Origin of the sequence: Kineococcus gynurae, assembly GCF_042433995.1 — a bacterium.
Taxonomy (GTDB): Bacteria; Actinomycetota; Actinomycetes; order Actinomycetales; family Kineococcaceae; genus Kineococcus; species Kineococcus gynurae.
In genome coordinates, this window is the sequence record NZ_JBHLUI010000007.1 from 20,854 (window position 1) to 47,340 (window position 26,487).

The 26,487-nt window shown below is 74.7% G+C and carries 23 protein-coding genes and 1 pseudogene; 10 read left to right on the plus strand and 14 right to left on the minus strand.

The genetic code is table 11. The features are described from left to right. Window positions 1-80: 80 nt before the first annotated feature. From ACFFKU_RS06085 to hisD, 8 genes are all read right to left on the minus strand, one after another. A complete protein-coding gene (locus ACFFKU_RS06085) occupies window positions 81-788 on the minus strand; it encodes an SseB family protein (protein ID WP_380136502.1) in 708 nt (235 codons plus the stop codon). Between the two features lie 152 nt (window positions 789-940). Beyond that, window positions 941-1,678 (minus strand): bifunctional 1-(5-phosphoribosyl)-5-((5-phosphoribosylamino)methylideneamino)imidazole-4-carboxamide isomerase/phosphoribosylanthranilate isomerase PriA, encoded by a 738-nt coding sequence (gene priA / locus ACFFKU_RS06090; RefSeq protein ID WP_380136504.1) that lies wholly within the window; start codon window positions 1,676-1,678, stop codon window positions 941-943. A 199-nt stretch (window positions 1,679-1,877) separates the two neighbouring features. Then, window positions 1,878-2,864, minus strand: coding sequence for a ribose-phosphate diphosphokinase (locus tag ACFFKU_RS06095; RefSeq protein ID WP_380136506.1), 987 nt, complete (start codon window positions 2,862-2,864; stop codon window positions 1,878-1,880). A gap of 96 nt (window positions 2,865-2,960) precedes the next feature. Next, a complete protein-coding gene (gene hisH, locus ACFFKU_RS06100) occupies window positions 2,961-3,599 on the minus strand; it encodes an imidazole glycerol phosphate synthase subunit HisH (protein WP_380136508.1) in 639 nt (212 codons plus the stop codon). Continuing rightward, window positions 3,596-4,195: an imidazoleglycerol-phosphate dehydratase HisB gene (gene hisB, locus ACFFKU_RS06105; RefSeq protein WP_380136510.1), complete on the minus strand. Its 600-nt coding sequence runs from the start codon at window positions 4,193-4,195 to the stop codon at window positions 3,596-3,598. Before hisB ends, hisH begins: the two co-directional genes overlap by 4 nt. After that, window positions 4,192-5,331, minus strand: coding sequence for a histidinol-phosphate transaminase (locus ACFFKU_RS06110; protein ID WP_380136576.1), 1,140 nt, complete (start codon window positions 5,329-5,331; stop codon window positions 4,192-4,194). Before ACFFKU_RS06110 ends, hisB begins: the two co-directional genes overlap by 4 nt. A 54-nt stretch (window positions 5,332-5,385) precedes the next feature. Continuing rightward, window positions 5,386-5,967 carry a hypothetical protein gene (locus ACFFKU_RS06115; RefSeq protein ID WP_380136511.1) on the minus strand — a complete coding sequence of 194 codons (582 nt, stop codon included), beginning with the start codon at window positions 5,965-5,967 and terminating at the stop codon, window positions 5,386-5,388. Continuing rightward, window positions 5,964-7,316, minus strand: a complete 1,353-nt coding sequence (gene hisD, locus ACFFKU_RS06120) for a histidinol dehydrogenase (protein ID WP_380136512.1) — start codon at window positions 7,314-7,316, stop codon at window positions 5,964-5,966. The genes ACFFKU_RS06115 and hisD overlap by 4 nt, the downstream gene beginning before the upstream one ends. Window positions 7,317-7,476: 160 nt before the next feature. Here hisD and ACFFKU_RS06125 point away from each other — a divergent pair, with 160 nt between their 5' ends. Both ACFFKU_RS06125 and ACFFKU_RS06130 read left to right on the plus strand, forming a co-directional pair. Further along, entirely contained in the window at window positions 7,477-8,214 is a 738-nt protein-coding gene (locus ACFFKU_RS06125; RefSeq protein ID WP_380136513.1) for an LON peptidase substrate-binding domain-containing protein, read from the plus strand. A gap of 3 nt (window positions 8,215-8,217) precedes the next feature. After that, window positions 8,218-8,717 (plus strand): annotated as a pseudogene (locus ACFFKU_RS06130) (aminoacyl-tRNA deacylase). Between the two features lie 430 nt (window positions 8,718-9,147). Here the strand turns inward: ACFFKU_RS06130 and ACFFKU_RS06135 are convergent. Further along, on the minus strand, window positions 9,148-9,804 hold the full coding sequence (locus ACFFKU_RS06135; RefSeq protein ID WP_380136515.1) for a hypothetical protein: 657 nt from the start codon (window positions 9,802-9,804) through the stop codon (window positions 9,148-9,150). A gap of 110 nt (window positions 9,805-9,914) precedes the next feature. Between ACFFKU_RS06135 and ACFFKU_RS06140 the strand changes: the two genes are divergently transcribed. Then, window positions 9,915-10,382 (plus strand): HNH endonuclease signature motif containing protein, encoded by a 468-nt coding sequence (locus tag ACFFKU_RS06140; protein ID WP_380136516.1) that lies wholly within the window; start codon window positions 9,915-9,917, stop codon window positions 10,380-10,382. Between the two features lie 156 nt (window positions 10,383-10,538). Here the strand turns inward: ACFFKU_RS06140 and ACFFKU_RS06145 are convergent, their stop codons facing one another. Further along, window positions 10,539-11,228, minus strand: coding sequence for a hypothetical protein (locus ACFFKU_RS06145; protein WP_380136517.1), 690 nt, complete (start codon window positions 11,226-11,228; stop codon window positions 10,539-10,541). A 19-nt stretch (window positions 11,229-11,247) separates the two neighbouring features. Beyond that, window positions 11,248-12,315, minus strand: a complete 1,068-nt coding sequence (locus tag ACFFKU_RS06150; RefSeq protein ID WP_380136519.1) for a glycosyltransferase family 2 protein — start codon at window positions 12,313-12,315, stop codon at window positions 11,248-11,250. 84 nt (window positions 12,316-12,399) lie between these two features. Between ACFFKU_RS06150 and ACFFKU_RS06155 the strand changes: the two genes are divergently transcribed. The 5 genes from ACFFKU_RS06155 to ACFFKU_RS06175 are packed head-to-tail and all read left to right on the plus strand — an operon-like array spanning window position 12,400 to window position 16,895. Next, window positions 12,400-13,185, plus strand: coding sequence for a CDP-alcohol phosphatidyltransferase family protein (locus tag ACFFKU_RS06155; protein WP_380136520.1), 786 nt, complete (start codon window positions 12,400-12,402; stop codon window positions 13,183-13,185). 23 nt (window positions 13,186-13,208) lie between these two features. Beyond that, window positions 13,209-13,601: an FAD synthase family protein gene (locus ACFFKU_RS06160; protein WP_380136522.1), complete on the plus strand. Its 393-nt coding sequence runs from the start codon at window positions 13,209-13,211 to the stop codon at window positions 13,599-13,601. Between the two features lie 8 nt (window positions 13,602-13,609). Further along, window positions 13,610-14,710, plus strand: a complete 1,101-nt coding sequence (locus ACFFKU_RS06165) for a glycosyltransferase family protein (RefSeq protein WP_380136524.1) — start codon at window positions 13,610-13,612, stop codon at window positions 14,708-14,710. Further along, window positions 14,707-15,756 carry a glycosyltransferase family 4 protein gene (locus ACFFKU_RS06170; RefSeq protein ID WP_380136525.1) on the plus strand — a complete coding sequence of 350 codons (1,050 nt, stop codon included), beginning with the start codon at window positions 14,707-14,709 and terminating at the stop codon, window positions 15,754-15,756. The genes ACFFKU_RS06165 and ACFFKU_RS06170 overlap by 4 nt, the downstream gene beginning before the upstream one ends. Beyond that, entirely contained in the window at window positions 15,753-16,895 is a 1,143-nt protein-coding gene (locus tag ACFFKU_RS06175; RefSeq protein WP_380136526.1) for a glycosyltransferase, read from the plus strand. The genes ACFFKU_RS06170 and ACFFKU_RS06175 overlap by 4 nt, the downstream gene beginning before the upstream one ends. Window positions 16,896-17,045: 150 nt before the next feature. Here ACFFKU_RS06175 and ACFFKU_RS06180 read toward each other — a convergent pair whose 3' ends face one another. Further along, entirely contained in the window at window positions 17,046-18,386 is a 1,341-nt protein-coding gene (locus ACFFKU_RS06180; protein ID WP_380136528.1) for a lipopolysaccharide biosynthesis protein, read from the minus strand. A 235-nt stretch (window positions 18,387-18,621) separates the two neighbouring features. Between ACFFKU_RS06180 and ACFFKU_RS06185 the strand changes: the two genes are divergently transcribed. Then, window positions 18,622-20,151: a tyrosine-protein kinase domain-containing protein gene (locus tag ACFFKU_RS06185; protein WP_380136530.1), complete on the plus strand. Its 1,530-nt coding sequence runs from the start codon at window positions 18,622-18,624 to the stop codon at window positions 20,149-20,151. Next, window positions 20,148-21,764, plus strand: a complete 1,617-nt coding sequence (locus ACFFKU_RS06190; protein ID WP_380136531.1) for a hypothetical protein — start codon at window positions 20,148-20,150, stop codon at window positions 21,762-21,764. The genes ACFFKU_RS06185 and ACFFKU_RS06190 overlap by 4 nt, the downstream gene beginning before the upstream one ends. Window positions 21,765-22,572: 808 nt before the next feature. Here ACFFKU_RS06190 and ACFFKU_RS06195 read toward each other — a convergent pair. Then, window positions 22,573-23,757, minus strand: a complete 1,185-nt coding sequence (locus tag ACFFKU_RS06195; RefSeq protein ID WP_380136532.1) for a glycosyltransferase family 4 protein — start codon at window positions 23,755-23,757, stop codon at window positions 22,573-22,575. Then, a complete protein-coding gene (locus tag ACFFKU_RS06200) occupies window positions 23,754-26,330 on the minus strand; it encodes a PKD domain-containing protein (RefSeq protein WP_380136534.1) in 2,577 nt (858 codons plus the stop codon). Before ACFFKU_RS06200 ends, ACFFKU_RS06195 begins: the two co-directional genes overlap by 4 nt. Window positions 26,331-26,487: the final 157 nt, after the last annotated feature.

The following is a 26,487-nucleotide window of genomic DNA, read 5'->3' on the forward strand; positions in this document are numbered from 1 at the left end:
GCGCACCGACGCGGCCCTGCGCGACGAGTCCTGCGCGGCGAGCCCTGCGCGGCGAGCGGTGACCTCGTGCTCCTCGCCCCTCAGGGGGCGGGGAGCACGCGCAGTTCCAGCGACTCCACGTGGTCGGCGACCGTCTCGTCGGCGGCCAGCCGTTCCCCCACCGACTGCGAGAGCTCGGTGACCCCACGCGCGTCGAGCCCGGGGACGACACCCAGCACGACCCGCAGCTCGGCGTCCTCGCCGGGTTCGCAGCGGATCCCGCGGAGCTCGCTCAGACCGGCAAGGGCTGCGCGCACGGCGGCGTCGACGGACTCGTCCAGGGGCGAGGGCACCCACGGCGCGGACCGGGCGAGCGACCAGAACGCCGCCCGCCGCACCACGAAGGCCACCGGGCCCGCCGGGTCCAGCACGAGGACGTCGCACTCCTCCTGCGCTCCGGCCAGGGCCGCGGTGGCCACCGGGACCGGCACGGGCCGGGCCCGCGGGTCCCACGCGGTGAGGGCGTCGAGCCCGGTGAACAGTGGCAGCGCGCGCGAGCCGTCCGGCCGGGTCAGCAGGGCCAGGGCCATGTCGGCGCTCTTGTCGGCCGTCCCGTGGGCGGTCTCCTCGGTCTCCCCCGGCGCCGCCACCACGGGAGCGAAGACGCGGGTCCCGACGAGCGCCGCCACCACGTCGCGCTCGGCGCGCACCCGGGTCCAGCGGTGCTCGGCGGACCGACGGCCGCGCGCCGGGCGTCCCGTCGTTCCCGAGTCCTCGGGCGCATCCGCTGCGCCCGGCCCGGTGCTCACGACCTCGGCCCACCGACCCAGGGCCGCCCGCACGTCGGCCGCGGCCCCACCGTCGTCGTCGGAGAACCCGTGCGACTGCAGGGTGCGCCCCGCCCAGGGGACGCCCGCGGAATCGGTGCCCCGGGGGGAGTCCGCTCCCGGGGCCGACGTGCTCAGGGTCGTCCGGCGACGTCGAGAGCCTCGGGGAGGGTGAAGGCGCCGGCGTAGAGGGCCTTGCCGACGATCGCCCCCTCGACCCCCGCGTCGACGAGGGTCCGCAGCTCGCGCAGGTCGTCCAGGCTGGAGATGCCACCCGAGGCGACGACCGGGGCCCGGGTCGCGGCGCAGACCTCGCGCAGCAGGTTCACGTTCGGACCCCTCAGGGTGCCGTCCTTGGTCACGTCGGTCACGACGTAGCGGGCGCAACCGTCGGCGTCCAGGCGGGCCAGGACCTCCCAGAGGTCACCGCCCTCGCGGGTCCACCCGCGCGCCGCGAGGGTCGTCCCCCGCACGTCCAGCCCCACGGCGATGCGGTCGCCATGGCGGGCGATGGCGTCCCGGGTCCAGTCGGGGTTCTCGAGCGCGGCGGTCCCCAGGTTCACCCGTCGGCACCCCGTCGCCAGGGCGGCCTCGAGGGAGGCGTCGTCCCGGATCCCCCCGGACAGCTCGACGGCGACGTCGAGACGACCCACGACCTCGGCCAGCAGTTCCCGGTTGGACCCGCGCCCGAACGCGGCGTCGAGGTCGACCAGGTGGACCCACTCGGCGCCCGCCTCCTGCCAGGCCAGGGCCGCCTCCAGCGGGGCGCCGTAGAACGTCTCGCTACCGGCCTCACCCTGGACGAGACGGACGGCCTGCCCGTCGGCGACGTCGACGGCGGGGAGGAGTTCGAGGCGGGGAGCGCTGGTCACGGGAGCAGAGTTTAGCCAGCCGGACGGTCGCACCCGACCGCGCGGGGATGCCGAGGGGCGACAGTGATCGTGGCGGGGGTTCGCCCCCGCCGGTCGGGCCCCCGGGAGCGGACGACGAGTCATCCGCGAGACGTCGGCGAGAGGTCACGACCCGGCCGGGCACCGCGCCTCGACGCCCGCCCCGGCCTCGGTGCGGCCGTCAGTGGGTGAACAGGGCGCTGACCGACTCGCCCTCGTGGATCCGTCCGATCGCCTCGGCGATGGCCGGGGCGACGGAGATGACCGAGAGACCCTCCGGTTTCTCGACACCCTCGGGGATCTGCCGTGTCAGGGGCACGGTGTCGGTGCAGACGACCTCGTCGATGTCGGGGTGCGCCAGAAGTTTGTCGAGGGCGTCGCCGGCGAAGATGGGGTGGGTGCACACCACGCGGACAGTGCGCGCCCCGCGCTCGCGCAACCGGTCCAGGAGCTCGAAGACGGTGCTGCCCTTGGCGATCTCGTCGTCCAGGACGATGACGTCCTTGCCCTCGATCTCCCCGATCACGTCGGCGATCATCACGCGGTCGTCGGCGAAACGCTGCTTGGCGCCGGCGGCGACCCCGGTGCCGAGCAACCGGGCGAACTGCGCGGCGGGTTTCGCGTTACCGAGGTCGGGTGACACGACGACGGAGTTCGAGAGGTCCTCCCCCTGGAAGTGCGTCGCCAGTTCCCGCAGTGCGTGCAGGTGGTCGACCGGCACCGAGAAGAACCCGTGGACCTGCGGCGAGTGCAGCGTCATCGCGAGCACCCGGTTGGCCCCGGCGGCGACCATGAGGTCGGCGACCATGCGTCCGCCGATGGAGATGCGCGGCGCGTCCTTCTTGTCCGAACGCGCGTAGGCGTAGTGCGGCATGACCACCGTCACCCGTCCGGCGGAGGCCCCCCGGGCCGCGTCGATCATCAGGAGCAGTTCGACCAGCGCCTCCTGCACGGGGGGCACCAGCGGCTGGATGATGAAGACGTCCCGCTCGCGACAGTTCGCCTCCAGCTGCACCTCGAGGCAGTCGTTGGAGAACCGGCTGGTCCGGCTGGGGGCCAGCGAGATGCCGAGTTCTGCCGCGATGTCGGCGGCCAGACCCGGGTGGGCGGAACCGCTGAACAGGACGATCTTGTCGAAGTTGCCCGAGGAACCGGTCCGGATGCGCACGGGTGCATGCTAATGGCCGGGCGCGGTGCCGCGGACCGCGCCGACCGCCGCCCGCTCCCCCGGCGCCGGGAGGTGCAGAACGGGGTGGACCCGGCGTCAGGTGAGGGAGGACACCCAGTTCCGCAGCAGCTGGGCGCCCGCGTCCCCGGACTTCTCCGGGTGGAACTGGGTGGCCGACAGCGGGCCGTTCTCGACCGCGGCGACGAAACGGGCCCCGTGCTCGGCCCACGTCACCTGCGGCGGTCGCACCACCCCACCCGTGGTGTCGAGGAGCGTCCAGGACTGCACCGCGTAGGAGTGCACGAAGTAGAAGCGCTCCCCGGCGATCTGGTCGAACAGCTGCGAGCCCGAGGGCGGTTCGACCGTGCTCCACCCCATGTGCGGGACCACTGCGGCCGGAAGCCGTTCGACCGTGCCCGGCCACTGCCCCAGACCGGGGACGTCGTCCCCGCCACGTTCGGTCGACCCGTCGAACATGACCTGCAGTCCCACGCAGATTCCCAGGACGGGACGTCCCCCCGCCAGCCGGCGGTCGACGATCTGCCCTCCGTCGACCGAGGCGAGCGCGCGGCTGACCGCGGCGAAGGCACCGACGCCCGGGACGAGCAAGCCGTCGGCCTCGACCGCCGCCCGCTTGTCGGCCGTCAGCTCGACCTCGGCGCCGACGCGTTCCAGGGCCCGCACCACGGAACGGACGTTGCCCGAGCCGTAGTCGAGCACGACGACCTTCGTCACAGGGCGCCCTTGGTCGAGGGGATCCCCTGCACCCGGGGATCGGCCTCGACGGCGTAGCGCAGGGCGCGGGCCAGCGCCTTGAACTGCGCCTCCACGACGTGGTGCGGGTCGCGCCCGGCGAGCACGCGCATGTGCAGGGCGATCTGGGCGTGGAAGGCGAAGCTCTCGAGCACGTGGCGGGTCAACGACCCGGTGAAGTGACCACCGATGAGGTGGTACTCCTGGCCCGCGGGCTCGCCGGTGTGCACGCAGAACGGGCGGCCCGAGACGTCGACGACGGCGTGGGCGAGCGCCTCGTCCAACGGGACGGTCGCGTCCGCGAACCGACGGATGCCCGCCTTGTCCCCCAGCGCCTGCCGGAACGCCTGCCCCAGCACGATCGCGGTGTCCTCGACCGTGTGGTGCACGTCGATGTGGGTGTCCCCGGTCGCCCGGACGGTCAGGTCCATCAACGAGTGCTTGCCCAGGGCGGTGAGCATGTGGTCGTAGAACGGGACGCTCGTGTCGATCTGGGTCCGACCCGTGCCGTCGAGGTCCAGCTCGACGAGGACGGTCGACTCCGAGGTCGCGCGTTCGATCCGGGCGGTCCTGCTCACTGCTCGTTCACCACTTCCATCAGGGCGGTACGGAAACTCTGCATCTCCTCGGCGGTGCCGATGCTCACCCGCAACCATCCGGCGGGGCCCGTCTCGCGGATGAGGACGCCACGGTCCAGCAACCCCTGCCAGACGGCGTGCCGGTCGTCGAACTCCCCGAACAGCACGAAGTTCGCGTCGGACTCGGCCACGGTGAAACCGTTGTGGCGCAGCCACTGCACGGTCTCGTCGCGGCGGACCCGGAGCTCGTCCACCCGGGCGAGGAGGGTCTCGGAGTGCCGGAGCGCCGTCCGGGCGACGGCCTGGGTGACCGCCGAGAGGTGGTAGGGCAACCGGACGATGCGCAGGGCGTCGACGAACTCCCGGGACGCGGCGAGGTAGCCGAGCCGGGCCCCCGCCAGGGAGAAGGCCTTGCTCATGGTGCGGCTCACGGCCAGTCGCGGGTGCTGCGGAAGCAGCTGCAGGGCGCTGGGGACCCCCTCGCGCCGGAACTCCCCGTAGGCCTCGTCGACGACGACCACCCCTCCCGCGGGCAGGGCCGCGACCTCGGCCAGGACAGCTTCGACCGTGCTGAGGGGCAGTGCGGTCCCGGTGGGGTTGTTGGGGCTGGCCAGCAGGACGACCGAGGGTCGGTGGTGGCGGATCTGGCTGCAGGCGTGCTCGGGATCGACGCCGAAGGGATCCTCGGAACCGGCCGGTCGCCGCTCACCGGTGACCCAGTCCGTCAGGGTGTCCCGGGCGTACTCGGGGTACATCGAGTACGTGGGGGCGAAACTCAGGGCGGTGCGTCCCGGACCGCCGAACGCCTGGAGCACGTGGAGCATGACCTCGTTGGAACCGTTTGCGGCCCAGAGCTGCTCCGGGAGGAGCTCGGCACCGGACTCCCGCAGCAGGAACGCCGCCAGGTCGGCGCGCAGGTCGAGGAACTCACGGTCGGGGTAGCGGTTCAGTCCCACCGCCGCCGCCGCGACCGCGTCGGCCATGTCGGCGACGATCTCGGGGGCGACGGGGTAGGGGTTCTCGTTCACGTTGAGGACCACCGGGACGCTGAGCTGGGGCGCCCCGTAGGGCTGCTCGCCCCGGAGGTCCTCCCGCAACGGCAGGGCCGGGGCGGCGGGCGTCGGACTCGAGACCATCACGGGGACCATCCTTCCAGAACTGACCCGGCCCCGGTCGCGTAACCATCGCCCTCAGCTGCGCTCCCCCGGGGGCACGTCGGCGTCGGGCTCGCCCCCACGCCTGGTGAAGAGCTTCCAGAACGAGCCGATGCGCGACCCCTCGCCACCGAGGGCGGCGCCGGCCGCCTCGGCCGCGTCCAGCTTCCCCAGGACGAGCTGCTGCATGACGTCCGGCCACAACGAGAGCAGCAGGCCCGGGCGCGGGTCCTCACCGCGCTGACCGTCGCGCCACGTCTGGCCCTCGATCGCCTCCTCGCGCACGACGAGCAGCACGATCTCCGCGCCGCGCAGCACGGCCGAGAGCTTCTCGACGTCCGCCTCACCGCTGGCCGGGTCCACCGTCACCAGGGCGCAGCCCAGCCCCTTGACCGGGACGACGTGGGCGTGGACGGAGGCCAACGTGCAGACCTCGGCCAGCTTCCGGGCGTCGGCGACCGGCGCCACGATGACCGACCGCACGGGCGGCTGCGGTCCGAACGCCTTCGCGAACTCCGCGTCGAAGTCGAAGGTCGCGTCGAGGTCGCTCGGCAGCGCGTCGTCGCCGCGCTCGGGGCGGTCACCGGGCCCCTCCGCCGGGGGCCGGTCCCCGCTCACGCGTCGGCCCCGGGGAAGCGCGCCACGACGGCCTGACCGTGGGCCGGCAGGTCCTCGGACTCGGCGAGCGCGACGACGTGGTCGGCCACCTCCCGCAGCGCCGTCTCGTCGTAGTCGATGACCTGGATCCCCCGCAGGAAGGCGTGCACTCCCAACCCGCCGGAGTGCGCGGCGGTACCGCCCGTCGGCAGGACGTGGTTGGACCCGGCGCAGTAGTCGCCGAGGGAGACCGGGGAGTGCGCCCCGACGAAGACGGCTCCCGCGTTGCGGATGCGGGCGGCGACGGCGGCCGCGTCCCGGGTCTGGATCTCCAGGTGCTCCGCCGCGTACGCGTCGACGACCTGGACACCGGCCTCCACGTCGTCGACGAGCACCACGGCCGACTGACGACCGCGCAGGGCCTCGGCGATCCGGTCGGCGTGCTTGGCGGCCGGGACCCGCACCTCCAGGCGTGCGTCGACGGCGTCGGCCAGGGCCGACGAGTCGGTGACCAGCACCGCTGCGGCCAACGGGTCGTGCTCGGCCTGGCTGATCAGGTCGGCGGCGACGTGGTCGGGATCGGCGCCGTCGTCGGCCAGGACGGCGATCTCCGTGGGACCCGCCTCGGAGTCGATCCCCACCGTCCCCTGGACGTAGCGCTTGGCCGCGGCGACGAAGACGTTGCCGGGGCCGGTGATCACGTCCACCGGGTCGACGACCGTCTCCTCCGCGCCGTCGGCGTCGCGTCCGAGGACCCCGTAGGCGAACATGGCGACCGCCTGGGCACCGCCCACGGCCAGGACCTCCTCCACGCCCAGCAGCTCGCAGGCCGCCAGGATGGTCGGGTGCGGAAGGCCACCGAAGTCCTTCTGCGCGGGGCTGGTGACGGCGATCGAGGCGACCCCGGCGATCTGCGCGGGTACCACGTTCATGATCACGCTCGAGGGGTAGACGGCCCGTCCGCCGGGGACGTACAGACCGACGCGGCCCACGGGGACCCAGCGCTGGCCCACGCGGCCCCCGGCGGCCGCCTCGGTCTGCAGCTCGGTGGGCAGCTGCGCCGTGTGGACCCGGCGGGCCCGCGCGATGCTCTCCTCCAGCGCGGCCCGAACCTGCTGGTCGAGATCGGCCAGGGCCCGGCGACGGGCCTCACGCGGCACGCGGACGTCGTCGAGGTCGACCCCGTCGAAGCGCGCGGTGTACTCCCGCAGGGCGTCCACCCCACGGGCGCGGACGTCCTCGCAGATCGGGGCGACCGTGGTCAGGGTGGCGCTCACGTCGACGTCCGCCCGGGGCAGCACCCCCCGCAGGACGCGGGCGTCGAGGCGGCGACCACGGAGGTCGATGCGGCGCGGGGCGAAGGTCGTCACGGGCGCCGATTCTAGGGCGTGCTGCGCCTCCCGGGACGGGGTGGGGCCGGGCCGCTGTGGAGGGACCCCCGGGCATCGGGCGCCCTGTGGAGAAGGTGACGGGCGGACCCGCGGGCGCACGACGGACCCCGACCGGGCCGAGGACACTAGGGTGCTGGACGTGCCCCGCCGCCTGCCGCTGTTTCCCCTGAACAGCGTCCTGTTCCCGGGTCTGGTCCTGCCGTTGACCGTCTTCGAGCCGCGGTACCGGACCCTGGTCGCCGACCTCATGGCGCGGGAGGACACCGAGGCCCGCGGATTCGGCGTGGTCGCGATCCGCAGCGGCCACGAGGTGGGGCCCGGCAACACCCGGATGCTGCACGAGGTGGGATGCCTGGCCCTGCTGCGCGAGGTCTCGGAGTCCCCCGACGGCACCATCGAGATCGTCACCGTGGGGGCCAGCCGGTTCCGACTGCTCGGCATCGACACGGAGGCGGGGACCCCCTACCTGACCGGCCTGGTCGAGGCCTACGGCAGGGACGACGCCACGGACGACGCCACGGACGGTGCCGACGCCCCACCGCTGGGGTCCTCCGGCGCCGGGAACGACGCCCTGCCCTCCGCGGAGGCTGCGGACCTCGCGGTGCTGGCGGCGGGCGTGGCCGGACGTTTCGAGAACTACCGCGAGCGGCTCGGGATCGGGGGGACCAGCGCCCCGGACGATCCCGAGGTTCTCTCGTTCCTGGTGGCCGCGGCGATGGTGCTCCCGCTGGGCGAACGCCAGCGCCTCCTGGAAGCCCTTGACACGAGGGACCGGTTGGTCGCCGAGGAGACGCTGCTGCGCAACGAGACCGCGCTGATCGACACCTTCGGGACGCTGCCGACCACCCAGCCGGTCGATCCCGGAAACCCCAACTGACCCGTGGCCCGCCCCTCCCCCGCCGGAACCCCGGCCCTGCGGGTGCTCGCCTCGGCGGGGATCGCGCACGAGGTACGCCCCTACGAGCACGTCGCGGGCGAACGGTCCTACGGGGACGAAGCGGTGGCGGCCCTGCGCCAGGGTGGCCTGGACATCGCCGCCGAACAGGTCTTCAAGACGCTGCTCGCCGACGTCGACGGCGACCTCGTGGTCGCGGTGGTCCCGGTGCCGTCCCGGCTCGACCTCAAGGCGCTGGCCGCGGCGGTCGGCGGACGACGGGCCCAGCTGGCGGAACCGGCCCGGGTGGAACGCAGCACAGGTTACGTCCTCGGCGGCGTGTCCCCCCTGGGGCAGAAGACCCTCGCCCGACCGTCGTCGACGAGTCCGCGGTGCTGTTCGCGACCGTCCTGGTGAGTGCCGGTCGACGGGGGTTGCAGGTCGAGCTCGATCCGGCGGTGCTGGTGACGCTCACCCGTGCTGTCGTCGACGATATCGCCCGCTGACGGGGTGGGAGCGCTCACCGCGGTAGAGGGCGGGGCCGGGGTGAGGAACTCCGGGCGCGGGTGACGACGACGTGGTTCGGAGCAGTGGGGTCGGCCGTGATCGACCGCGACGAGATCCTCCGACGGGTTCTGCGGCGCAGCGGCGCGGACGCCGCTCGCCGGAGTTCCTGGGGAGGTCGAACGAGGCAGAACCGTTCCGGGAGATGCCTCCTCCCGGCAGGACGACCGCCTCCCGTCCACAGGGGGGTCCTCGCACCCGGCACCGTCCACAATCGTCGCTCCCTGTCGCGGACACGTGCGACACTGGCGGGTTCCGGTTGAGTAGATCCGTTGTCCTGCAACGCAAACACTACTCTGCGGTGCTTCCCTGAGAGCGCAGTCGTCACTACGGTCGTCCGCCATGACCACCGACGTCGCGCCTCCACCCTCGTCACCGGACGCCGCACTGCGAACGCTCCGGGCTGCCGTCGACACCCTTTCCGGCGTCGAACCCGGTGAGCTGGAGGACAGGGAGAAACTCGAGCACTACAAGCAGCTCCGTTCCGCCCTGGCCCGCCTCGAGCACCACGCCAACCGCGTCCTGGCCGACATCGAGGGCACCGGTGCCGCCCGCAACCTCGGCGCCCGCAGCACCCGCACCTGGTTGGGCACCCTCGGGCTCGGCCCCGCCGAGGCGAAGGCGGCCACGGAGATCGCCACCGCCACCACCCGGGGGGAGCTCGCCGTCCTGCGTTCCGCCTGGGCCGCCGGCCAGGTCCACGCCGGCCACGTCCGGGTGCTGCACCGGACCCTGGACGACCTGCGCGACTGCGGCGTCACCGGCCCGACCCTCGCCGACGCGGAGTCCCGACTCACGGCCGAGGCCCACCACCTGGATCCGCACGGCCTGCGTCGGTGCGGTACCCGCCTGCGTCTCGCCCTCGTCCCCGATCAGACCGGGCGCGCCGAGGATCCCGAGATCCGCACCCTCACGGTGACGGAGAACAGCAGCGGCACCACCGCGGTCAGCGGCGAACTCGACGCCGAGGGTCAGGCGATCCTCCTCACCGCCCTCAACGCGTTCATCCCGCGGGTCGAGGAGGACCACCCGCGGACCGCTTCCCAACGACGCGGTCAGGCCCTTGTCCGGATGGCGCAGGTCGCCATGGGTGCCACCACCACCCAGGGGTCGCCCACGACCCTGGTCGTCACCGTCGGTTGGGAGGACCTGAGGACGAGCACCGGTGGCGGGACACGGAGTGGTCGCAGGACCTGCCCGCGTCGACGGTGCGGCGTCTCGCCTGCGATGCGGGGATCCTGCCCGCGTTGCTGGGCAGCAGGTCCGAACCCCTCGATCTCGGACGGAGCAGTCGGCCCGCCAGCCCGGCGCAACGACGCCTGCTCCGGTTGCGGGACATGGGGTGCGTCTTCCCCGGGTGCGATCGTCCACCGGCGCACACCGAGGCCCACCACATCCAGCACTGGGCCGACGGCGGGAAGACCGATCTGGACAACCTCGTCCTGCTCTGCTCGGTGCACCATCACGACGTCCACGACCGGGGGTGGCAGGTACGCCTCGACCACGACCAGGTCGCCTACGTCGTCGCGCCGGAACGGCTGGACGCCGAGCAGCGGCCGCGCTACCACCGTCGCTTCGAACCCCGCTGGAGGGAACGCGCCGCCTGATGGGCACCGGGCGCGCGGACGGTGCCTCGGCTCTCGGGTGGCAGGCCCGACACCGCCGGCTGACCGCGTCGTTCCTCCGGTGGCCCGAACGGTGGTGCCGCAGGGGGCCTCCGGGGCCGGGAGGCGGGCGCCGCCCGCATCCCGAACCAGGGGCGATCAGGTCGTCTCGTCGGCCGCCTCCCGCGCACCGTGCTCGTGCCGGAGGGCGGAACCGTCGCGGACCCAGTCGCGCAACGCCCCGGCGGCGGTGATGGCGAACATCGTGGCGCAGGCTGCCAACGGCCAGACGAGCAGCACCCCTACCGCGGTCACCCCGACCGCGGCGAAGGGCGAGGTCGACGTGGTGGGCAACGCTGCGCCGGTCGCCGCGGCCAGCAGCGAGCCGGCGGTCGCACCGCAGACGAGGGCCAGCAGCACGGCCGAGGGGCGCGGGTGGGGGCGTCCCGTGGCGTGGGGCTCGTCGGTCTCCGGAGCGTACGGGGCCTGCGGGCCGAGCCGGTTCGTGGTCGCCGGGCGGTCGACGCCGGTGGTCGGCTCGGGCGACGTGGCAGCGGCGCTGGTCCCGTGCTGCGCAGCGGTCGCGTCGGCCCTCCGCCGCACCGACGTCACCCGCGGAACGCCCAGTGCCTGTCGCGTCGCGAGGGCACCGAAGACGATGCCGGCGAGCGCCGTCAGGCCGGTGAGGACCCCGTCACGGGCCATCGGGAGCGCGCTGGGCGAGACCCGGACCGGCTCACCGAGGAGGACGTCAGCCGCATCGCGGGTCAACCACCACCACACGACGCCGAGGACGAGTCCGGTCAGCGCCTGCCCGAGGAGCAGGGCCAGGGGGGAGCGGGCTGGCACCCCCCCACCGTACGGTCGCTCAGCCCGGCGTCCGGTCACCGGTGGCTGTGCCGGTCGGCCGGGCGTACTCGGTCTCGACCCGCCCCCAGGCCCCGCCGAGAAGCCCGCGACCCCGTTCCAGGGTGCGCGCCCCGCGCGCCTGCCAGTCCAAGCGCTGCGTGACGCGTCCCGCGCCGAGGCGGAGCGCTCCCCCACCGAGGCGGACGGCTCCCTGGGCGGAGAGGCGAACGCGGGCGAGGACGCGCGGGAGCGACCCCTGGGTGAGAGTCAGAGTCGTCCGGCTCCAGCCGTTGCCGCTGCGGCGGGCCCGACGGAGGACCCATTCCGGGCGGCAGCGCTCCGGCGGGACGACGTCGACGACGACGGCCTCGTCGCACCACACCATCTCGACGCCCGCCATGGCGAGGCGCCGGGTGAACAGGGTGTCGGAGCCGCCTGTGAGGCCGTACCGTTCGTCGAAGCGGATGGCGGTGCGCCGCAACATGAACAGGTCCAGCAAGAGGTTGTTGGTCGCGGCGACCGTCACCGGGGTGCCGGTGGGCAGGCGGCGACGGTCGAAGAACCGCCCGGCCCGCATCCACGGGTCGAGGTCGACGGCGAACTCCGAGACGACGGGACCGACGACGGCACCGGCGCCGGTCCGGGCGTAGGTGTCCAGGAGGTGGGCCAACCAGTCGGGGCCGGGGCGTTCGTCGTCGTCGAGGAAGACGAGCACGTCGGCACCGCGGGCGAGAGCCTCGTCCAGGGCTCGGTTGCGGCCGGCGGCGATGCCCGGGTTGGGCTCGTGGACGTAGGCGGCGCCCGCGGCCTCCACCAGCCGGCGGACGGACGGCTGGGCGACCGGATCGTTGTCGACGATCAGGACCTCGACCTCGGCCCGCGTGGCGGGGTGGACGCGGCCGTCACCCACGGCGAGGGCGCGGTGCCCGCTCTGGCGCCCGAGCTCGGGCAGCAGGGCGGCGAGGTCGTCGGGTCGGCGGTAGGTGAGGACCGCGACGATGACGTGCAGCTCCTCGCGACCGGGGGTCGGGGGCGGCGCGACCGCGGGGTCTTCGCTGTTGCGGGTGTCGTCACTCACAGAGAGCATCTTGGCACTGCGAGCCACCCGATCAGCCCTGACGGCGCGGATCTGCTTGGTCCGGCGTGACGGACCTGTCACGCTGGCAGGACGATGAAAGAACAGGTGACCTACGCCGACTCCCTGGCCAGACTCGCTGCCGCGCAGAAGTCCGCCCAGGGCGCGCCCGCCTACTCCCGGTTCGTCAACCGCCCGCTCGGACGGCGACTGGCCGCCCTGGCGCACGTCGCCGGGCTCACGCCCAACCAGGTCACGGCCCTCTCCGGGGTCAGCACCGGGCTGGGGATCGCGGCCACGGCGTTGCTCGCTCCCGCCTGGTGGGTGGGCGTGCTGGTCGGGGCCCTGCTGGCGCTCGGTTACGCCTTGGACGCCGCGGACGGGCAGCTGGCCCGCCTGCGCGGCGGGGGGTCCAAGAGCGGGGAATGGTTGGACCACGTCCTGGACGCGGGCAAGACCGCGAGCCTGCACCTGGCGGTGCTGATCGCGGCCTACCGGTTCTGGGACCTGCCCGCCTTCGGGTTGCCGACGGCCTGGTTGCTGCTGCCACTGCTGTTCAGCGCGGTGGCCAGCACGTGGTTCTTCACCATCATCCTCAACGACCATCTGCGCCGGCTCGCCGGCGTGCGCGACGTCCAGGCGACGGTCGCGGCCGGGGAGGCGCGGCGGCACTCGTCGCTGCGCTCGCTGGCCTCGATCCCGGTCGACTACGGCGTGCAGTGCATCGTGATGGTCCTGGTCGGGTTCCCGGCGGTGTTCTCCTGGGTGTACGGCGCCCTGGCCATCGGGTTCACGATCGTGGCGGCGGCGTCCTTCGTCGCCTGGTACGGACAGGCCGCGGGTCTGGACGAGCGCAAGACGACAACGAGGGGGGTCTCGTGACCATTCGCGGTTACGTTCCGGGGGTGTACGACCTGTTCCACGTCGGCCACCTCAACATCCTGCGCCGGGCCCGGGCCCAGTGCGACCACCTGATCGTGGGGGCGGTCACCGACGACGTCGTCGAGCGGACCAAGGGCCGTCGACCGGTCATCGCCCTCGAGGAGCGCCTCGACATCCTGGGCTCGTTGGCCATCGTCGACGAGGTCGTGGTCGACGACTGCACCTCGGACAAGATGCCCATGTGGGAGCGGCTGCACTTCGACGTCCTCTTCAAGGGCGACGACTGGCAGGGCACCCCGAAGGGTGACGTCCTCGAGGCCAGCATGGCCGGGGTCGGGGCACGCGTCGTGTACTTCCCGTACACCCACGGCACCACCAGCACGCTGCTGCGGCAGTTCATCACCGCCAACAGCTGAGCCGGTCGATGACCGGCCCCGCCGCGGAGCGCCCCCTCCGGGTGCTCCAGTCGTTCCGCACGCCGCGGGCGACGACCAACCCCTACATCAGCTCGCTGCTGACCGCGTTGCGGGCCCGGCCGGAACTGGTCGTGGACACGTTCTCCTGGCGGCGCGCGCTGACCGGGCGCTACGACGTGGTCCACGTGCACTGGCCGGAGGTGTGGTCACGGGGGTCCTCACGCCTGCGCACGCGGTGGCGGCAGGCCCTGGTCGCCGCCCTGCTGCTGCGGTTGCGGACGCGACGCACCGCACTGGTGCGGACCGTGCACAACCCCGTCCCGCACGAGGCGGGGGGCCGGCTCGAACGGGCCCTGCTGCGCCGGGTCGACGCCCTCACCACGACCACGGTGCACCTCACCGCGGCGACCCGGGGGACCGTCGCGCCCGCGCGGCCGGCCGTCGTGGTCCCGCACGGCCACTACCGCGAGCACGTCCGCCCGTTCCTCGGGCCGACCCCGGCCGAGGGTGCGGCGGGCACGCTCGTCCAGTTCGGGCTGCTGCGCCGCTACAAGAACGCGGAGGGGTTGCTGCGCGCGTTCGCGGCGACCGCGCCCACCCTCGTCGCGAGCGGGTCGGGCCCGACCCGGGGCGAAGGGGTCGAGGCCGGGTCGTCGCTGCGGCTGTGCGTCGCGGGCGCCTGCCCCGACGCCGGGCTCGCCGCGGACCTCCGCGGGGCCGCCGCGGCCGACCCGCGCGTCGACCTCCGGCTGCACCACCTCGACGACGCCGAGCTCGCCGACGTCGTGCGGGCCGCCGAACTGGTCGTGCTCCCCTACCGGCCCACCAGCGGGGAGGTCGCGAACTCCGGGGCGGCGTTGCTGGCCCTGTCCCTCGACCGACCCGTCCTGCTCCCCCGCAGCCCCGCGACCACCGAGCTCGCCCGGGAGGCGGGACCGGGATGGGTGCACCTCTACGACGGGAACCTCGGTCCGGAGACGCTGCTCGGGGCCCTCGCCGCGCTCCGGTCGACCCCGCGCGGCGCCCGGCCGGACCTCTCCGCGCGGGACTGGCCGGAGGCCGCCGAAGCGCACGTGCAGGCCTACCGGACGGCGGTGGCGCAGCGGTGAGACCCCTGCTGGAGGTCAACTACCCGGCCGAGCGCGACGCCGCCGCCTGGGAGCGCCGGCACGCCGCCGGGGAGGTGCCCGGTCGCTGGCCCTACGGCCTCGACGAGATCGTGGCGGCCACCGACCCGGCAGCGGGGTCGGACGCGCCCTTCGACGTCGTGCGCCGCAGCGTGGCCCGGCCCTCCCGCTGGCTGCGGGCGGTCCGCCGGGTGCCGCTGCCCGCGCTCGGGCGTCCGCGGATCGGGCTCGGCTGGGACGAGAACATGGCCCTGCGGATGGAGGGCCCGTCGCGCTACCGGGCCCGCGTGGCCGGCGCGATCTGGGTCAGCGACGCCGTCGCGGCCGGGCGCACCGACCGCACCACCCAGGCCCGCCTGGCCCGGTTGCGCGAGCTCGACGCCGTCTGGTGCCTCAGCGAGCCGCAGGTCGACGCCCTGCGCGAGCAGCTCGGTCCCGGTGCCCCGCCGGTCCGGTTCGTGGGCTTCGGCGTCGATCCGACGTTCTACGCCGCCCGGCCCTACCCCGACCGGGCCCCGACGGTCGTCAGCATCGGCGGTGACCGGGACCGCGACGCGGCCACGCTGTTCGCGGCGCTGGAGGAGGTGGGGCGCGCCCGCCCCGGGACGGGGATGATCGTGCAGACGACCTCGGAGCTGCCCCCTCCGCCCGGGGTGCGGACCGAGCGGTACTTCACCCACCGGCAGCTGCGCGAGCTCTACGCGCAGGCCTCGGTGGTCGCGATCGCGACCCGCCCGAACCTGCACGTGTCGGGCATGACGGTCGCCCTGGAGGCGATGTCGACGGGTCGACCCGTCGTCCTGACCCGGACCCCGGGGATGGAGCACTACGTGCGCGAGGGACGGACCGGCTTCCTCACGACCACCGGTGACGCACCCGCGATGGCCGAACGGATCCTGCACCTGCTCGACCACCCCGACCAGGCCGCCGACCTGGGCGCCGGGGGCCGTCGGCACGTCGAGGAGCACGCCTCCTCGGCGCGTCTGGCCGCCCAGCTGCGGGCCATCGTCACCGACGTGCTGCCGTGAGCGACCCCGCCGACAACACCCCCGACGACGCCTCCGACGACCCCACCGGCGGGACCGGCGCGGGTGCCGGGCCGCTGCGTCGCCACGTCCAGGTGTACCGGACCGCGCGCAGCGCCCACCTGGAGCGGGCGCGGGCCATCGGCGACGTGACCCTGCTCTACCGCACGCGGCGCGGCGACTTCGACCTCGGGCTGCTGGCCGGTCTCGACGTCCGGCAGGTGGGGCCGTGGGAGGTTGCCCGGTTGCTCCTCACGTCGCGGCCGGACACCGTCGAGGTGAACGAACCGCTCATGCTGCCGGCCGCGCCCACGGCGTGGGTGGCCATGACCGCCGCCCGCCTCGGGGCCCGTCTGCGCCGACGGAGGGTCCGTGTCGTCAGCTACGCCATCGAGAACCGCGATCCCCGCCGTCCCGTCCCGACCGGTCCGGGGGCCCGCCTGCGGCACGGTCTGCAGGTGCTCGCCGCCCGGAGCACGGCCCGCGGGCTGGACCGGCTGGCCTTCGGGACCCCGGGCGCGGAGGCCCTGTACCGCGAGGTCGTCGACCGGCCCGCCGTCCGGGGGGCGACGGCCGCGATCCCGGCCCTGCCCGCGCCCTGCGACTGCCCGGTGCTCGGGCAGGACCCGAACTCGGTCCTCTTCCTCGGGTCGCTGGAACCGCGCAAGGGGTTCGACCTCCTGGCCGCGGCCTGGCCCGCGGTCGCGGCCGCGACGGGCGCGAGCCTCACGGTCGTCGGGTCCGGCCCGCTGGCCCCGGCGGCCGCCGAGCTCGCCGGACGTGTGCCGGGCGTGCGCGTGGTCGCCGACGCCTCGCGGGCCCGGGTGCACGAGGAGCTGCGCCGGGCCGAGGTGCTCGTGCTGCCGTCGCAGCCGGCCCGTCGCTGGCGCGAGCAGGTCGGTCTGCCGCTGGTCGAGGGATGGGCCCACGGGTGCCGGCTCGTCGCGACCGAGGAGACCGGGATCGCCGCGGAGCTGCGGGCGGGCGGGCACGTGGTCGTCCCCGCCGACGGCGACCCGGCCACGGTCTCGGACGCGGTCCTGCAGGCGCTGGGCCAGGACCGCGACGCCGCCGACGTGCTGGCCGCCCTGCCCGCCGAAGACGGTCGGGCCGCGGCCGACCGTTGGCTGACCGCGCCCTGATCCCGGCGACCCGATCCGGGCGCCCTGGACGCATCGTCCGAGCGGCCAGGGCCAGGGCCGCCGGACCGGAGGCGGAGGTCCGGAGCCGGGGGCGTCAGCCGGGAGGCGTCAGCCGCGAGACGTCAGCCGCGAGACGTCAGCCGCGAGACGTCAGCCGCGCTGGCCGGCGGGGGTCGCGACGCCCGCCGCGCGGCGGCGGGCCAGGTCGCGGCGCACGTAGAGCGCGTTCGGCACGACCTGGCACACCAGGACGGCCAGGGTGGAGCCGATCACGGGCCCCGCGGCGCCGAGCGGCGCGACCAGCGCCCAGGAGACGCCGAGGTTGAGCGGGACCATCACGACGATGGGCAGGACCTGGAAGCGCAGGCCCTTGGCGTCGGTGAGGTACATCCCCACCGGGTACTTGGCGGCCTGCACGGCCACGAAGGCCACGAAGGCCCAGACCAGCCAGGCGTCGAGCCGGATCTGCCCGTCGGAGAGGAAGGGGGCGATCCAGGGCATCAGCAGGGCCAGTGGCAGGGCGACGAGCAGGCCGGCGCCGCAGAAGGCGAAGCTCATGGGGATCGGCGAGCGGACCTCGGCGGTGCTGCGCGCCCGGGCGAAGACCGGCCAGAGCGCGATACCGGCCGCGCTGATGGTCTGCAGCACGATCCCGAACAGGGAGGAGGCGAGGTTGTACCGGGCCAGCACCGTCTCGTCGGTCAGGTGCGAGAGCAGCAGCCGGTCGGTCTGCATGGCGATGGGCAGGGCGATCATCTGCACGACCATCGGCCAGGCGGTGGCGAAGACCGGGATGCCGGGGACGGCCTTCACGCGCGGCACGTCGCGCAGGACGCTGCCGAGGACCCCCGGCATCCGGCGCGCGGCGAGGGTGGCCCCGATGCCGGCCACCACCAGCGCGCCGCCGTAGGAGCAGACGGCGAGGAAACCGCCCCCCGCTCCTCCGGTCACCACGAGCAGCACCACGCTGGTCGCGAACAGCGGCGAGGCCAGACCCTGCAGCAGGATCTGCACGTGGTTGAGGCCGAGGCCGGTGAGGACGCGCTGGCCCACCGCCAGCGGCAGCGTCGCGGCGAACACGACGAGGCAGGCGAGAGCGGCGACCGGGCCCGAGCCGGGCAGCAGCCCCTCCCCCAGCAGCGTCGGCCACAGCTGCAGGGCCGTGATGAGCGCCCCGACGCCGACGATGACCAGCGCGGAGACGGCGATGACGCGCAGCGCGCTGACGATCGTGCGGCGGACGTGCTCGTCGCGGCCGGGGTCGTCGGAACCGGCCACGGCGTTGATGACGGCCGCGGCCATGCCGAGGTCGGCGAAGGGCAGCAGGGCGGCGACCGAGGTCAGCAGGCCGTACTGGGCGTAGGCCGCGACCCCGAAGTGCTCCAGGATCAGTCGGACGGAGACGACGGAGATGGCACCGGAGACGGCCATGACCGCGAACTTGGCCGCCGCGCTGGTCCCCACGACCCGCCACGCACCGGAACTCGACACGCTCTGCCCACTTCCCCTCGTTCAACGACCACTCCTGTGGTCATCGGCACCTATCGTTGAGAACTGGTGTCCCTACGTGTTCAGACGTGGTCGGTCCGCGCCGACCATTCCTGGAGGACCGTCGGCGCGGGGCACTGGCACCGCACGGGTGATCCGGGCACCATCGGACTCACCAGACGCACCAGCACCAGACGCACCACCAGACACGCACAGCGCAAGCATCGGGGGCCCGGCCGTGGAACTGACGTACTACCTGGCGCTGCTCCGTCGTCGGCTCGTGCTGCTCCTGCTGTGCGCCCTGGTCGGTGGAGCCGCCGGGTACGCCGCGATCGCCACCCGCGCGCCGGAGTACCGGGCCACGACCACGATCTACGTCACCATGGCCCGCAGCGAGTCGGTGAGCGCCCTCGTCCAGGGGTCCACCTACACCCGCAACCTGGTCCAGTCCTACGTGCGCCTGGCGACCACCCCGACGGTACTCGACCCGGTCATCGCCCAGCTCGGCCTCGACACCAGCGCGGGCGCGCTCGCCGGCTCGATCGACGCCGAGGCCGGGCTGGACACCGCCATGCTCGACATCACCGCCTCGGCCGGCAGCGCCGACCAGGCCGCCCAGATCGCCAACGCCGTCGGGGCGCAGGTGCGCGAGGAGGCCCTGCGGCTCGCGCCGGGCACCGGCAGCAGCGACCCCTCCCTCATCTCGGTGAGCACCGTGGCCGAGGCCACCCCGCCCGGCGGACCGAGCGGGTTGAGCGCCAAGCTCGTCGCGATCGCCGGGATGCTCGCCGGGCTCGCGGCCGCCATCGGCGTCGTCGTCGGGGCCGACCTGCTCAGCACCCGCGTGCGCAGCGGCGTGGACGTCGCCGAGATCACCGACGCCCCCGTCCTGGCCGGCATCCCGGTGCAGCGGCCCGGCGGTGGGCGCCGGCAGAGCCGGGGCACCAAGGCGGAGGGCCTGCGGACCCTGCGCACGCACCTGCGGTTGATGACCGGCCCCGGTTCGCACCCCCTGATCACCCTCGCCCTGGCGGGCCCGCCCCGACGGCTGCGCGGTGCCCGCCGCGACGGGACCAGCGCGCTGGCCCTGGGGCTGGCCCGGGCCCTGGCCGACGCCGAGACGACGGTGCTGCTCGTCGAGGCCGACCTGCGCCGCCCCACGCTCGCCCGCACCCTCGGGCTGCCGGCCACGCCCGGTCTGGCCGACGTGCTGGCCGGGCGCGCCGGGCTGGAGTTCGCGGTGCGCAGCTCGGGGCAGGCCGACGTCGACGTCCTGGTGGCCGGGCAGTGCCCCGACGACCCGGTGGAGCTGCTGGGCACGGCCGCCGCCCGTCGTCTGTTCGACGGCCTTCGCCAGCGCTACGACGTGGTGCTGCTGACCGCCCCGCCGCTCGGGCCGGTCGCCGACGCGGCCGTGCTGGCCGCCGCCGGGGACGGGGCCGTCGTCCTGACCGATGCCCGCAGCACCACCCGCGACGCGCTCGCCGGGGCCCTGTCCAGCCTGCACCTGGCCCGGGCCCGGGTCATCGGGGTGGTCCTGACCGGGCTGGCGCCCGGCGTGGGCGCGACCACGACGTGGACCCCGGCCCTCGACCACCTCGAGGCCGTGCCGGACCTGCTCCGGCCGGCCGGTCCCGTGCCGACCCCCGGACCCGCCGGCCCGCCGGACCCCTCGGGCAACGGCGCCGCCCCCGGCCGCGGGACCCGCCCCACCGGGGTCGACGGGGACCCGGGGCTGCGTGCCGGTGAGGTGAGCCGGGTCCGGTGACGCTCCCGTCGCCGTCGCGGCCCTCCCCGATCCCCGCCGCCGCCGCGCCCGCCGCGGCGGGCCTCCCCCCTCGACCGGGTGGCCCCGCCGGCCGTCGGGTCGGCCCCATCGTCGCGCCCGCGGTCGCCCGCGCGCGCGGCCGGCAGGGCCGGTTCCTGACGGGAGCGGCCTCGGTCGGCGGTGCCGTCCTCATCGGCATGGACCGGACCGTCATCCTGTCGATGACCGGGGGTGCCCTGGTCGCGATCGCCCTGCTCCCGGTGTGGTGGCCCACCCTGCGCCGGTTCCGCGGTGCGCGCCTCATGCTGGCCCTGACGCTCGCGACCCTGCTGTCGGGGATCGCCCTGGCCTACTTCTCCACCACCCCCGCCGGGGGCCTGCACGACGTCGACGTCCGCATCGGCCTCGGCGCGGCGTTGCGCGTCCTCGGGGTCGCCCTCGGGGTCGGGCTGCTGCTGTGGGGTCGGCGACTGCTGACCCTGCGCTGGCTGGTCGGGGCGTGGGCGGCCGGTTCCCTGGTGGCGAACGTGCTCGACCTGCCCGGGTCGGTCAACCCGTGGAAGTACCAGCTGGGGCTGCCGGTGACCCTGCTGCTGCTGGTCGCCCTCGCGGGGCGCGGGGCGGTGTCGCGCTACCGGCGCAGCGACCGCCACGGTCGGCGGCTGCGCTCGCGGCGCATCGGGGCCACCGGCACGACCGCTCTGGCCCTGCTGCTGATGGCCGCGGTCTGCGCGGTCAACGACTACCGCAGCTTCGGGGCCATGAACGCCATCACCGCCGTCCTGGTCCTCTACCGCGCCCGGCGCGGGGACCGGGCCGCGCGGCGCTCCACGGCGGCGGCGCGCGGCCGGACCGGCGCGCGCGGTCCGGGCGGGCGGGCCCGCCTCGTCGTCGCCGCCGTCCTGCTGGCCGCGATCGGGGTCGGCATCTACCGCGGGGTGCCGCCGCTGCTGCTGTCCGGGGCGCTGGGTGCGCAGCTGCAGGCGCAGGCGGCCGAGCAGATCGGGCTCGGCGGCGGCTCCCTGCTGGCCGGGGGCCGGCCCGAGTCGCAGGCCACGCTGGCCCTGATGCAGGTCCGCCCCGAGGGGTTCGGACTGGGGGTCGTCCCGACGACCCAGGACCTCCTGGTGGCCCGGGCCGCCCTGCAGACCGTCGGGCTGCAACCGGGCAACGGCTACGTCGACCGGTACATGTTCGGCGGGCAGATCCGCCTGCACTCCATCGTCGCCGACCTGTGGAGCCTCGGCGGGCTGGTGGGCCTGCTGCTGGCCGCGTTCCTGGTCTGGACGCTGGCCCGGGCCGTGCTGGTCCAGGTGGCCGGCGCCCCGGCCCCCGGCGGGGCCGAGGACACCACCGCCCAGGGACCGGCCCTGACCGCGGTCGTCGTGCTCATGGCGCTGCTGGGGCTCTGGGACCTCGGGTTCGGCCCGATCTTCTCCGACTACTCCGAGGTGATGGCGGCGTTCGCCTTCGCCCTCGCCGCGCGCGGGACCCCGACGCCGCGGCGCGGGGCCCGCAGGCCGGCCCAGGTCCCCGCCGCGACCGCCCGGAGGGGGCCGGGGTCGCGCAGCAGCGAGCGCGCCCCGTCGCGCAGCACGACCTCCCCCGCGTAGGCGGGGGCGATCAGCAACCAGCGCAGCCGGTGCCCCGGGCCGAGGTTGCGCCGCGCGAAGAGCATCCGGTTGCGGCAGTTGTAGAACTGGTAGGTCCGCGAGCGCCGGGGCCCGCGGCCGCCGGCCGCCTGCCCGGTGCCGGTCTGGGTGCCGCCGACCTCGTGCTCGACCCGCAGGTCCGCCCGCATCAGCAACCGCCCCCCGGCCTGCAGCGTGCGGTAGGAGACGTCGACGTCCTCCCAGTAGAGGAAGAAGTCCTCGTCGAACCCGTCGAGGGTCTGCCACCAGCGGGCCGAGACGGCCAGGCAGGCCCCGGAGAGCCAGGGGCGCCGGTCGCGGCTGCGCAGCTTGCCGGTGCGTCGGGTCCAGCCCGTGGTCAGGCTCAGCTCGGCCCCGACGAACCAGTCGCGCCCGTCGGGACGGACGACGTGCGGGCTGACCATGGTCGAGGGTTCCGCCTCGACCTGGGCCAGGAGGGCGGCCGCGGTCGCGACGTCGAGCGCGGCGTCGGGGTTGAGGAAGACCAGACCCGTGCAGCCGAGCCGGACCGCCTCGTGCGCCCCGGCGTTGGCGCCCGCGCCGAACCCGCGGTTGTCGGGCATGGGCAGGAAGTGCCAGCCGAGCTCGGCGCAGAGCTCGGCGCTGCGGGCCCGGGCCTCCTCGCCGGAGTAGTTGTCGACCAGCACGACCCGGACCCCGGCACCACCGAGGTCGTGCCGGGCCACGTTGCGGCGCAGCACGTCCGGCGGGCCGTAACCGACGACGACCACGCCGAGGCGGGACAGGTCGGGGAGGGTCGAGGAATCGGTCACGGGGTGGTCCTCCGGGTCAGGGCCAGCACGGCGTCGGCGACGCGGCGGCGGTAGGTCTCGGGGTCGTGCCGCGCGGCCGCGACCCGGGCGTCGGCCGCGGCGGTCTCCGGCTCGGTGGCCGCCGCCGTCAGCGCCGCGTCGGCGAGGGCCTCGGCGTCACCGGGGGGCACCAGCCGGGCGGCGGCGTAGCCGGCCAGGGCCTCGGGCAGGCCGCCGAGGTCGGAGCCGACCACCGGACGGGCGGCGAGGATGCCCTCGACCGCGGTGTTGCCGAACGACTCGGGCAGGACGGACGGCACGAGCAGGACGTCGCAGGCCGCGAGGTGCGGCCACACGTCGGCGTCGAAACCGTGCCGGCGGACGTGCGCGGCGAGGTCGTCGCCGATGGTCGCGTCGAGCTTGTCGGCCATGTCGACGTGCTCCGCGAAGACGTCGCCGACGAGGTCCAGGTGCGCGTCGACCCCGCGCCGGCGCAGCACCCGCAGGGCCTCCAGGGCCACGAGGACCCCCTTGCGTTCGGAGAGCCGGCCGAGGAAGAGCAGCCGCAGGGGCAGTCCGGGACTCCAGGCCCGCTCCCGGGGGTGGGCGTGGCGGGTACCGAGGACGCCGTTGAGGACCAGCTGCGAGCGCCCGCGCAGCCGTGGGAGCACCTGTTCCATGGTCTGCCGGCAGAACTGGCTGTTGAACAGCAGCACGTCGGCCGCGAGCAACGGCGCGGCGAGCACCCGCAGGACCACGACGGCCGCGGTGCCCTCGGCCTCGTGCACGTGGCAGACGACCGGGATGCGCAGCGCCCGGGCCACGAGCAGCCACCCGGGCGTCGTGAGCGTCGAGACGTAGACGACGTCGGGCCGCGCCGCTCGCAGCAACCGGGCCGCGCGCCCTGAACCGACGAGGAACCTCAGCGTGAAGGGCAGCAGGCCGCGCGGCGTGAACGCGGACTTGCGCAGCATCGAGGTGGGGACGACCCGGGTGCGGGCCCCGAGCACGCTGGCCGCGTCGAGCAGCGGACCGTCCTCCCCGGTGAGCAGGAGGACGTCCGCACCCGCGTCGAGCAGCCCCCGGACGGTCTCCAGGGCCATCCGGTCGGACCCGTAGAGCGTCGCCGCGGGGTGGGTCACGACGACGCGGGCCCGCTCGCGCCGCGGGCCCGGTGCCGTGCCACGGGCGGGCGCGGTCACGGGACCTGGGCCGTGAGGTCGTCGTAGCCCGCGGTGATCGGGCTGTTGGTGATGGTGCCCGCGACGTAGGTGGACAGCCCCTGGCCGCCGGACTGCTGCAGTCCGGCGGAGGAGTCCTGGACGGAGAGCTGCCAGTCCGCGGGTTCGGCGGTCCCGACCGGCCAGGCCTTGGCCCGCAGGCTGGTGGGGTTGGTGTCGACCGCCTGCACGCGCAGGTTCCAGCGGGCCCCGGCCGCCATGGGCGAGGGCAGGACGACGCCCTGCAGGACCGTGTCGCCGCCGGCGGCGACCCGCCCGACGCCGAGCTCGACGGCCCCGTCGCCGGTGACCTTGAGCCGGCCGTAGTACTCCGCGGTCGCACTGATCTTGCGGACCTGGGCGCGCAGGGTCACCGCCCCGGCCACCGGGAGCTTGTCCACGCCGGTGACGACGCGCAGGTCGGTGGAGGAGCTGGGCGCCGAGGTGAGGACCGCGGTGTTCGTCCGGCTCTTGGCCGTGGTCATCCGCCCGAGGCTGCCGTCGACGGAGAAACCGGTGCCGCTCGTCGTCCAGGTGCCCCCGGCCTCGGCGAGGCCCCAGCCGCCGGAGACCGTGCGGGAGAACGCGTCACGGGCCAGGGAGGCCGAGGTCCCGGTGACCGTGACGGTACGGGTCGTGCTCCCGGTCGCGCCCTTGTCGTCGGTGACCGTGAGGCGCACCTGGTAGGTGCCGGCCGTGGCGTAGGTGCGGGCGGCGACCGCCCCCGTCCCGGTGGTGCCGTCGCCGAAGTCCCACGCCCAGCCGACGATCTGGCCGTCGGCGTCGGTGGAGCCGGCGGCGTCGAAGCTCACGTCGCGCCCGGTGGGGGTCGCGGTGAACGCGGCGGCCGGGGCGGCGTTGCCCGTGCGGGGCGGCGTGGTGATGGCCGCCGCGGTGGAGTTGGTCCGGTTGCCGTCGGCGTCGTAGGCGTAGATCCGGTAGCTGTAGGTGGTGCCGGGGGCGACGGTGGTGTCCACGAAGCGGACGTCGGGGCGCGACCACCACGTCGAGTTCTGCACGACCTGCCCGACGGGCGAGGACAGCACGCCGTTGCGGACGATCCGGTAGGTGAGGGCGCGCGTCTCGTAGTCCCACACCGAGCGGAAGTCCACCAGCACCGAGCCCGCGTCGTCGACGGAGAGCGTGGGGGCGAAGTCGGCCTGGTAGCGCGGGCCGGTCGTCGCGGGGGCCACCGGGCGGCGGGCCATCCGGACCAGACCCTGCTGAGGGACGTTGTTCACCGAGGGGAACTCGCCGGCCAACGTGATGTAGTCACCGCTGCCGGCCACCGACCAGGCGGCCTGGGACTGCCCCGTGGCCGACCCCACCTGCAGCTCGGGCCACCAGTCCAGGAGGTCCGGGGCGGGGCGCCCCTTGAACCACTGCGCGGTGTTGGTGCGCCGGGCGTCGGTCGTCGTGGCGGTCGCGCGCTGGAAGGTCCAAGGCTGCTCCTGCGGCCAGCCGCCGATGCCGGAGCAGTTGTGCTGGTGCCCCACGGAGTACACGACGGGGCCGACGGAGGCGACGCTGTAGACGTCGCCGCGGCACCCGGTCACCCAGGTCAGGTTCCCGGTCGCCGCGTCGGCGGCGAAGGTGCCCTCGAAGTTCCCGGTGGCCTGGTAGTTGTACCCCGAACCGTAGACCTGGGTCCCGTCGGTGCTCAGGGAGTAGATCGCCGAACCGGACCCGGAGTTCTTGATCACCTGGTTGACCGGCCACGGCTGCAGCTGCCCGTCGGTGCCGTCGAGCGCGGTCATCCCCGGCGCGGTCTGACCGTTCATCGTGGCGAACTTCCCGCCCGCGACGATCTTCGCGCCGTCCGGCGACACCAGGGAGAACACCTCGGCCGAGGCGGCCGGGGCCCACGGCAGCAGGGCGCCGTCGGAGGCACGGAAGGCCGCCAGGCGGCTGCGGGCCGCGGAGTTGGCGCTGGAGAACGCCCCGCCGACGTAGACGGTGTCCCCGATCGCGAGCACGGCCCGGGCGCGGTAGTCGAACCCGGCCTTGAACGAGGTCTGCACCGCTCCGGTGACGGCGTCGACGGCCGCGAGGCGGTAGCGGTTGACCGACCCGACCCGGGTGAAGTTCCCCACCAGGTAGATGCGCGTGCCGTCCGGGGAGGCGGTGATGCCCTGCCCGTCGGCGTTCAGCTGCGGGTCCCAGGGCAGCAGCTCGCCGGTCCGCAGGTCGTAGGCGAGGGCGTTCGCGCGGGGCACCTCGTTCTGGCCGGGGGCCGAACCTGCGGGACGCGCGGAGGTGAACTTGCCGGTCACGTAGACGGTGTTCCCCACGATGACCTGGGCCCAGGCCACGCCGTCGATCTGGACGGTGGGCAGGACGTCGGCCGTCACCGTCGCGGGGGTGGACGGCGCGTCCGAGGCCACGGCCGCACCGCCGGTCGTGGAGGTGGTCGTGGTCTTGGCGGAGGTGGTGGTGGTCGTGGTGGTCCCGGCCGCGACCGCGCTGCTCGCGAGCGGCACCCCCGGCAGGACCAGTGCCAGGGCCAGCGTGAGGCACGCGGCGGAGCGGGCGGCGGGCGACGTCCTGTCTCGCACGACGGTGGGACCTTTCCTCGGGCGGACGTTCGGGTGGATCGGGCCGGCGGTGCTGCGGAGCCGGTCCTCGAGGTGGGACTCACGGTGCTGGTGCTGCGTGCGGTGCGTGCGGTGCTGATGGTGCTGATGGTGCTGCGGTCCACCGATGGTGCGGGGG

Coding starts and splice junctions, on each gene's coding strand:
- ACFFKU_RS06110 (WP_380136576.1), bottom strand. CDS start 5,331: ATGGTCTCGAGTCCGACGCCCGCCGCCCCGGCCCTGCCGTTGCGGGAG.
- ACFFKU_RS06150 (WP_380136519.1), bottom strand. CDS start 12,315: ATGCTCTCTGTGAGTGACGACACCCGCAACAGCGAAGACCCCGCGGTC.
- ACFFKU_RS06155 (WP_380136520.1), top strand. CDS start 12,400: ATGAAAGAACAGGTGACCTACGCCGACTCCCTGGCCAGACTCGCTGCC.
- ACFFKU_RS06165 (WP_380136524.1), top strand. CDS start 13,610: ATGACCGGCCCCGCCGCGGAGCGCCCCCTCCGGGTGCTCCAGTCGTTC.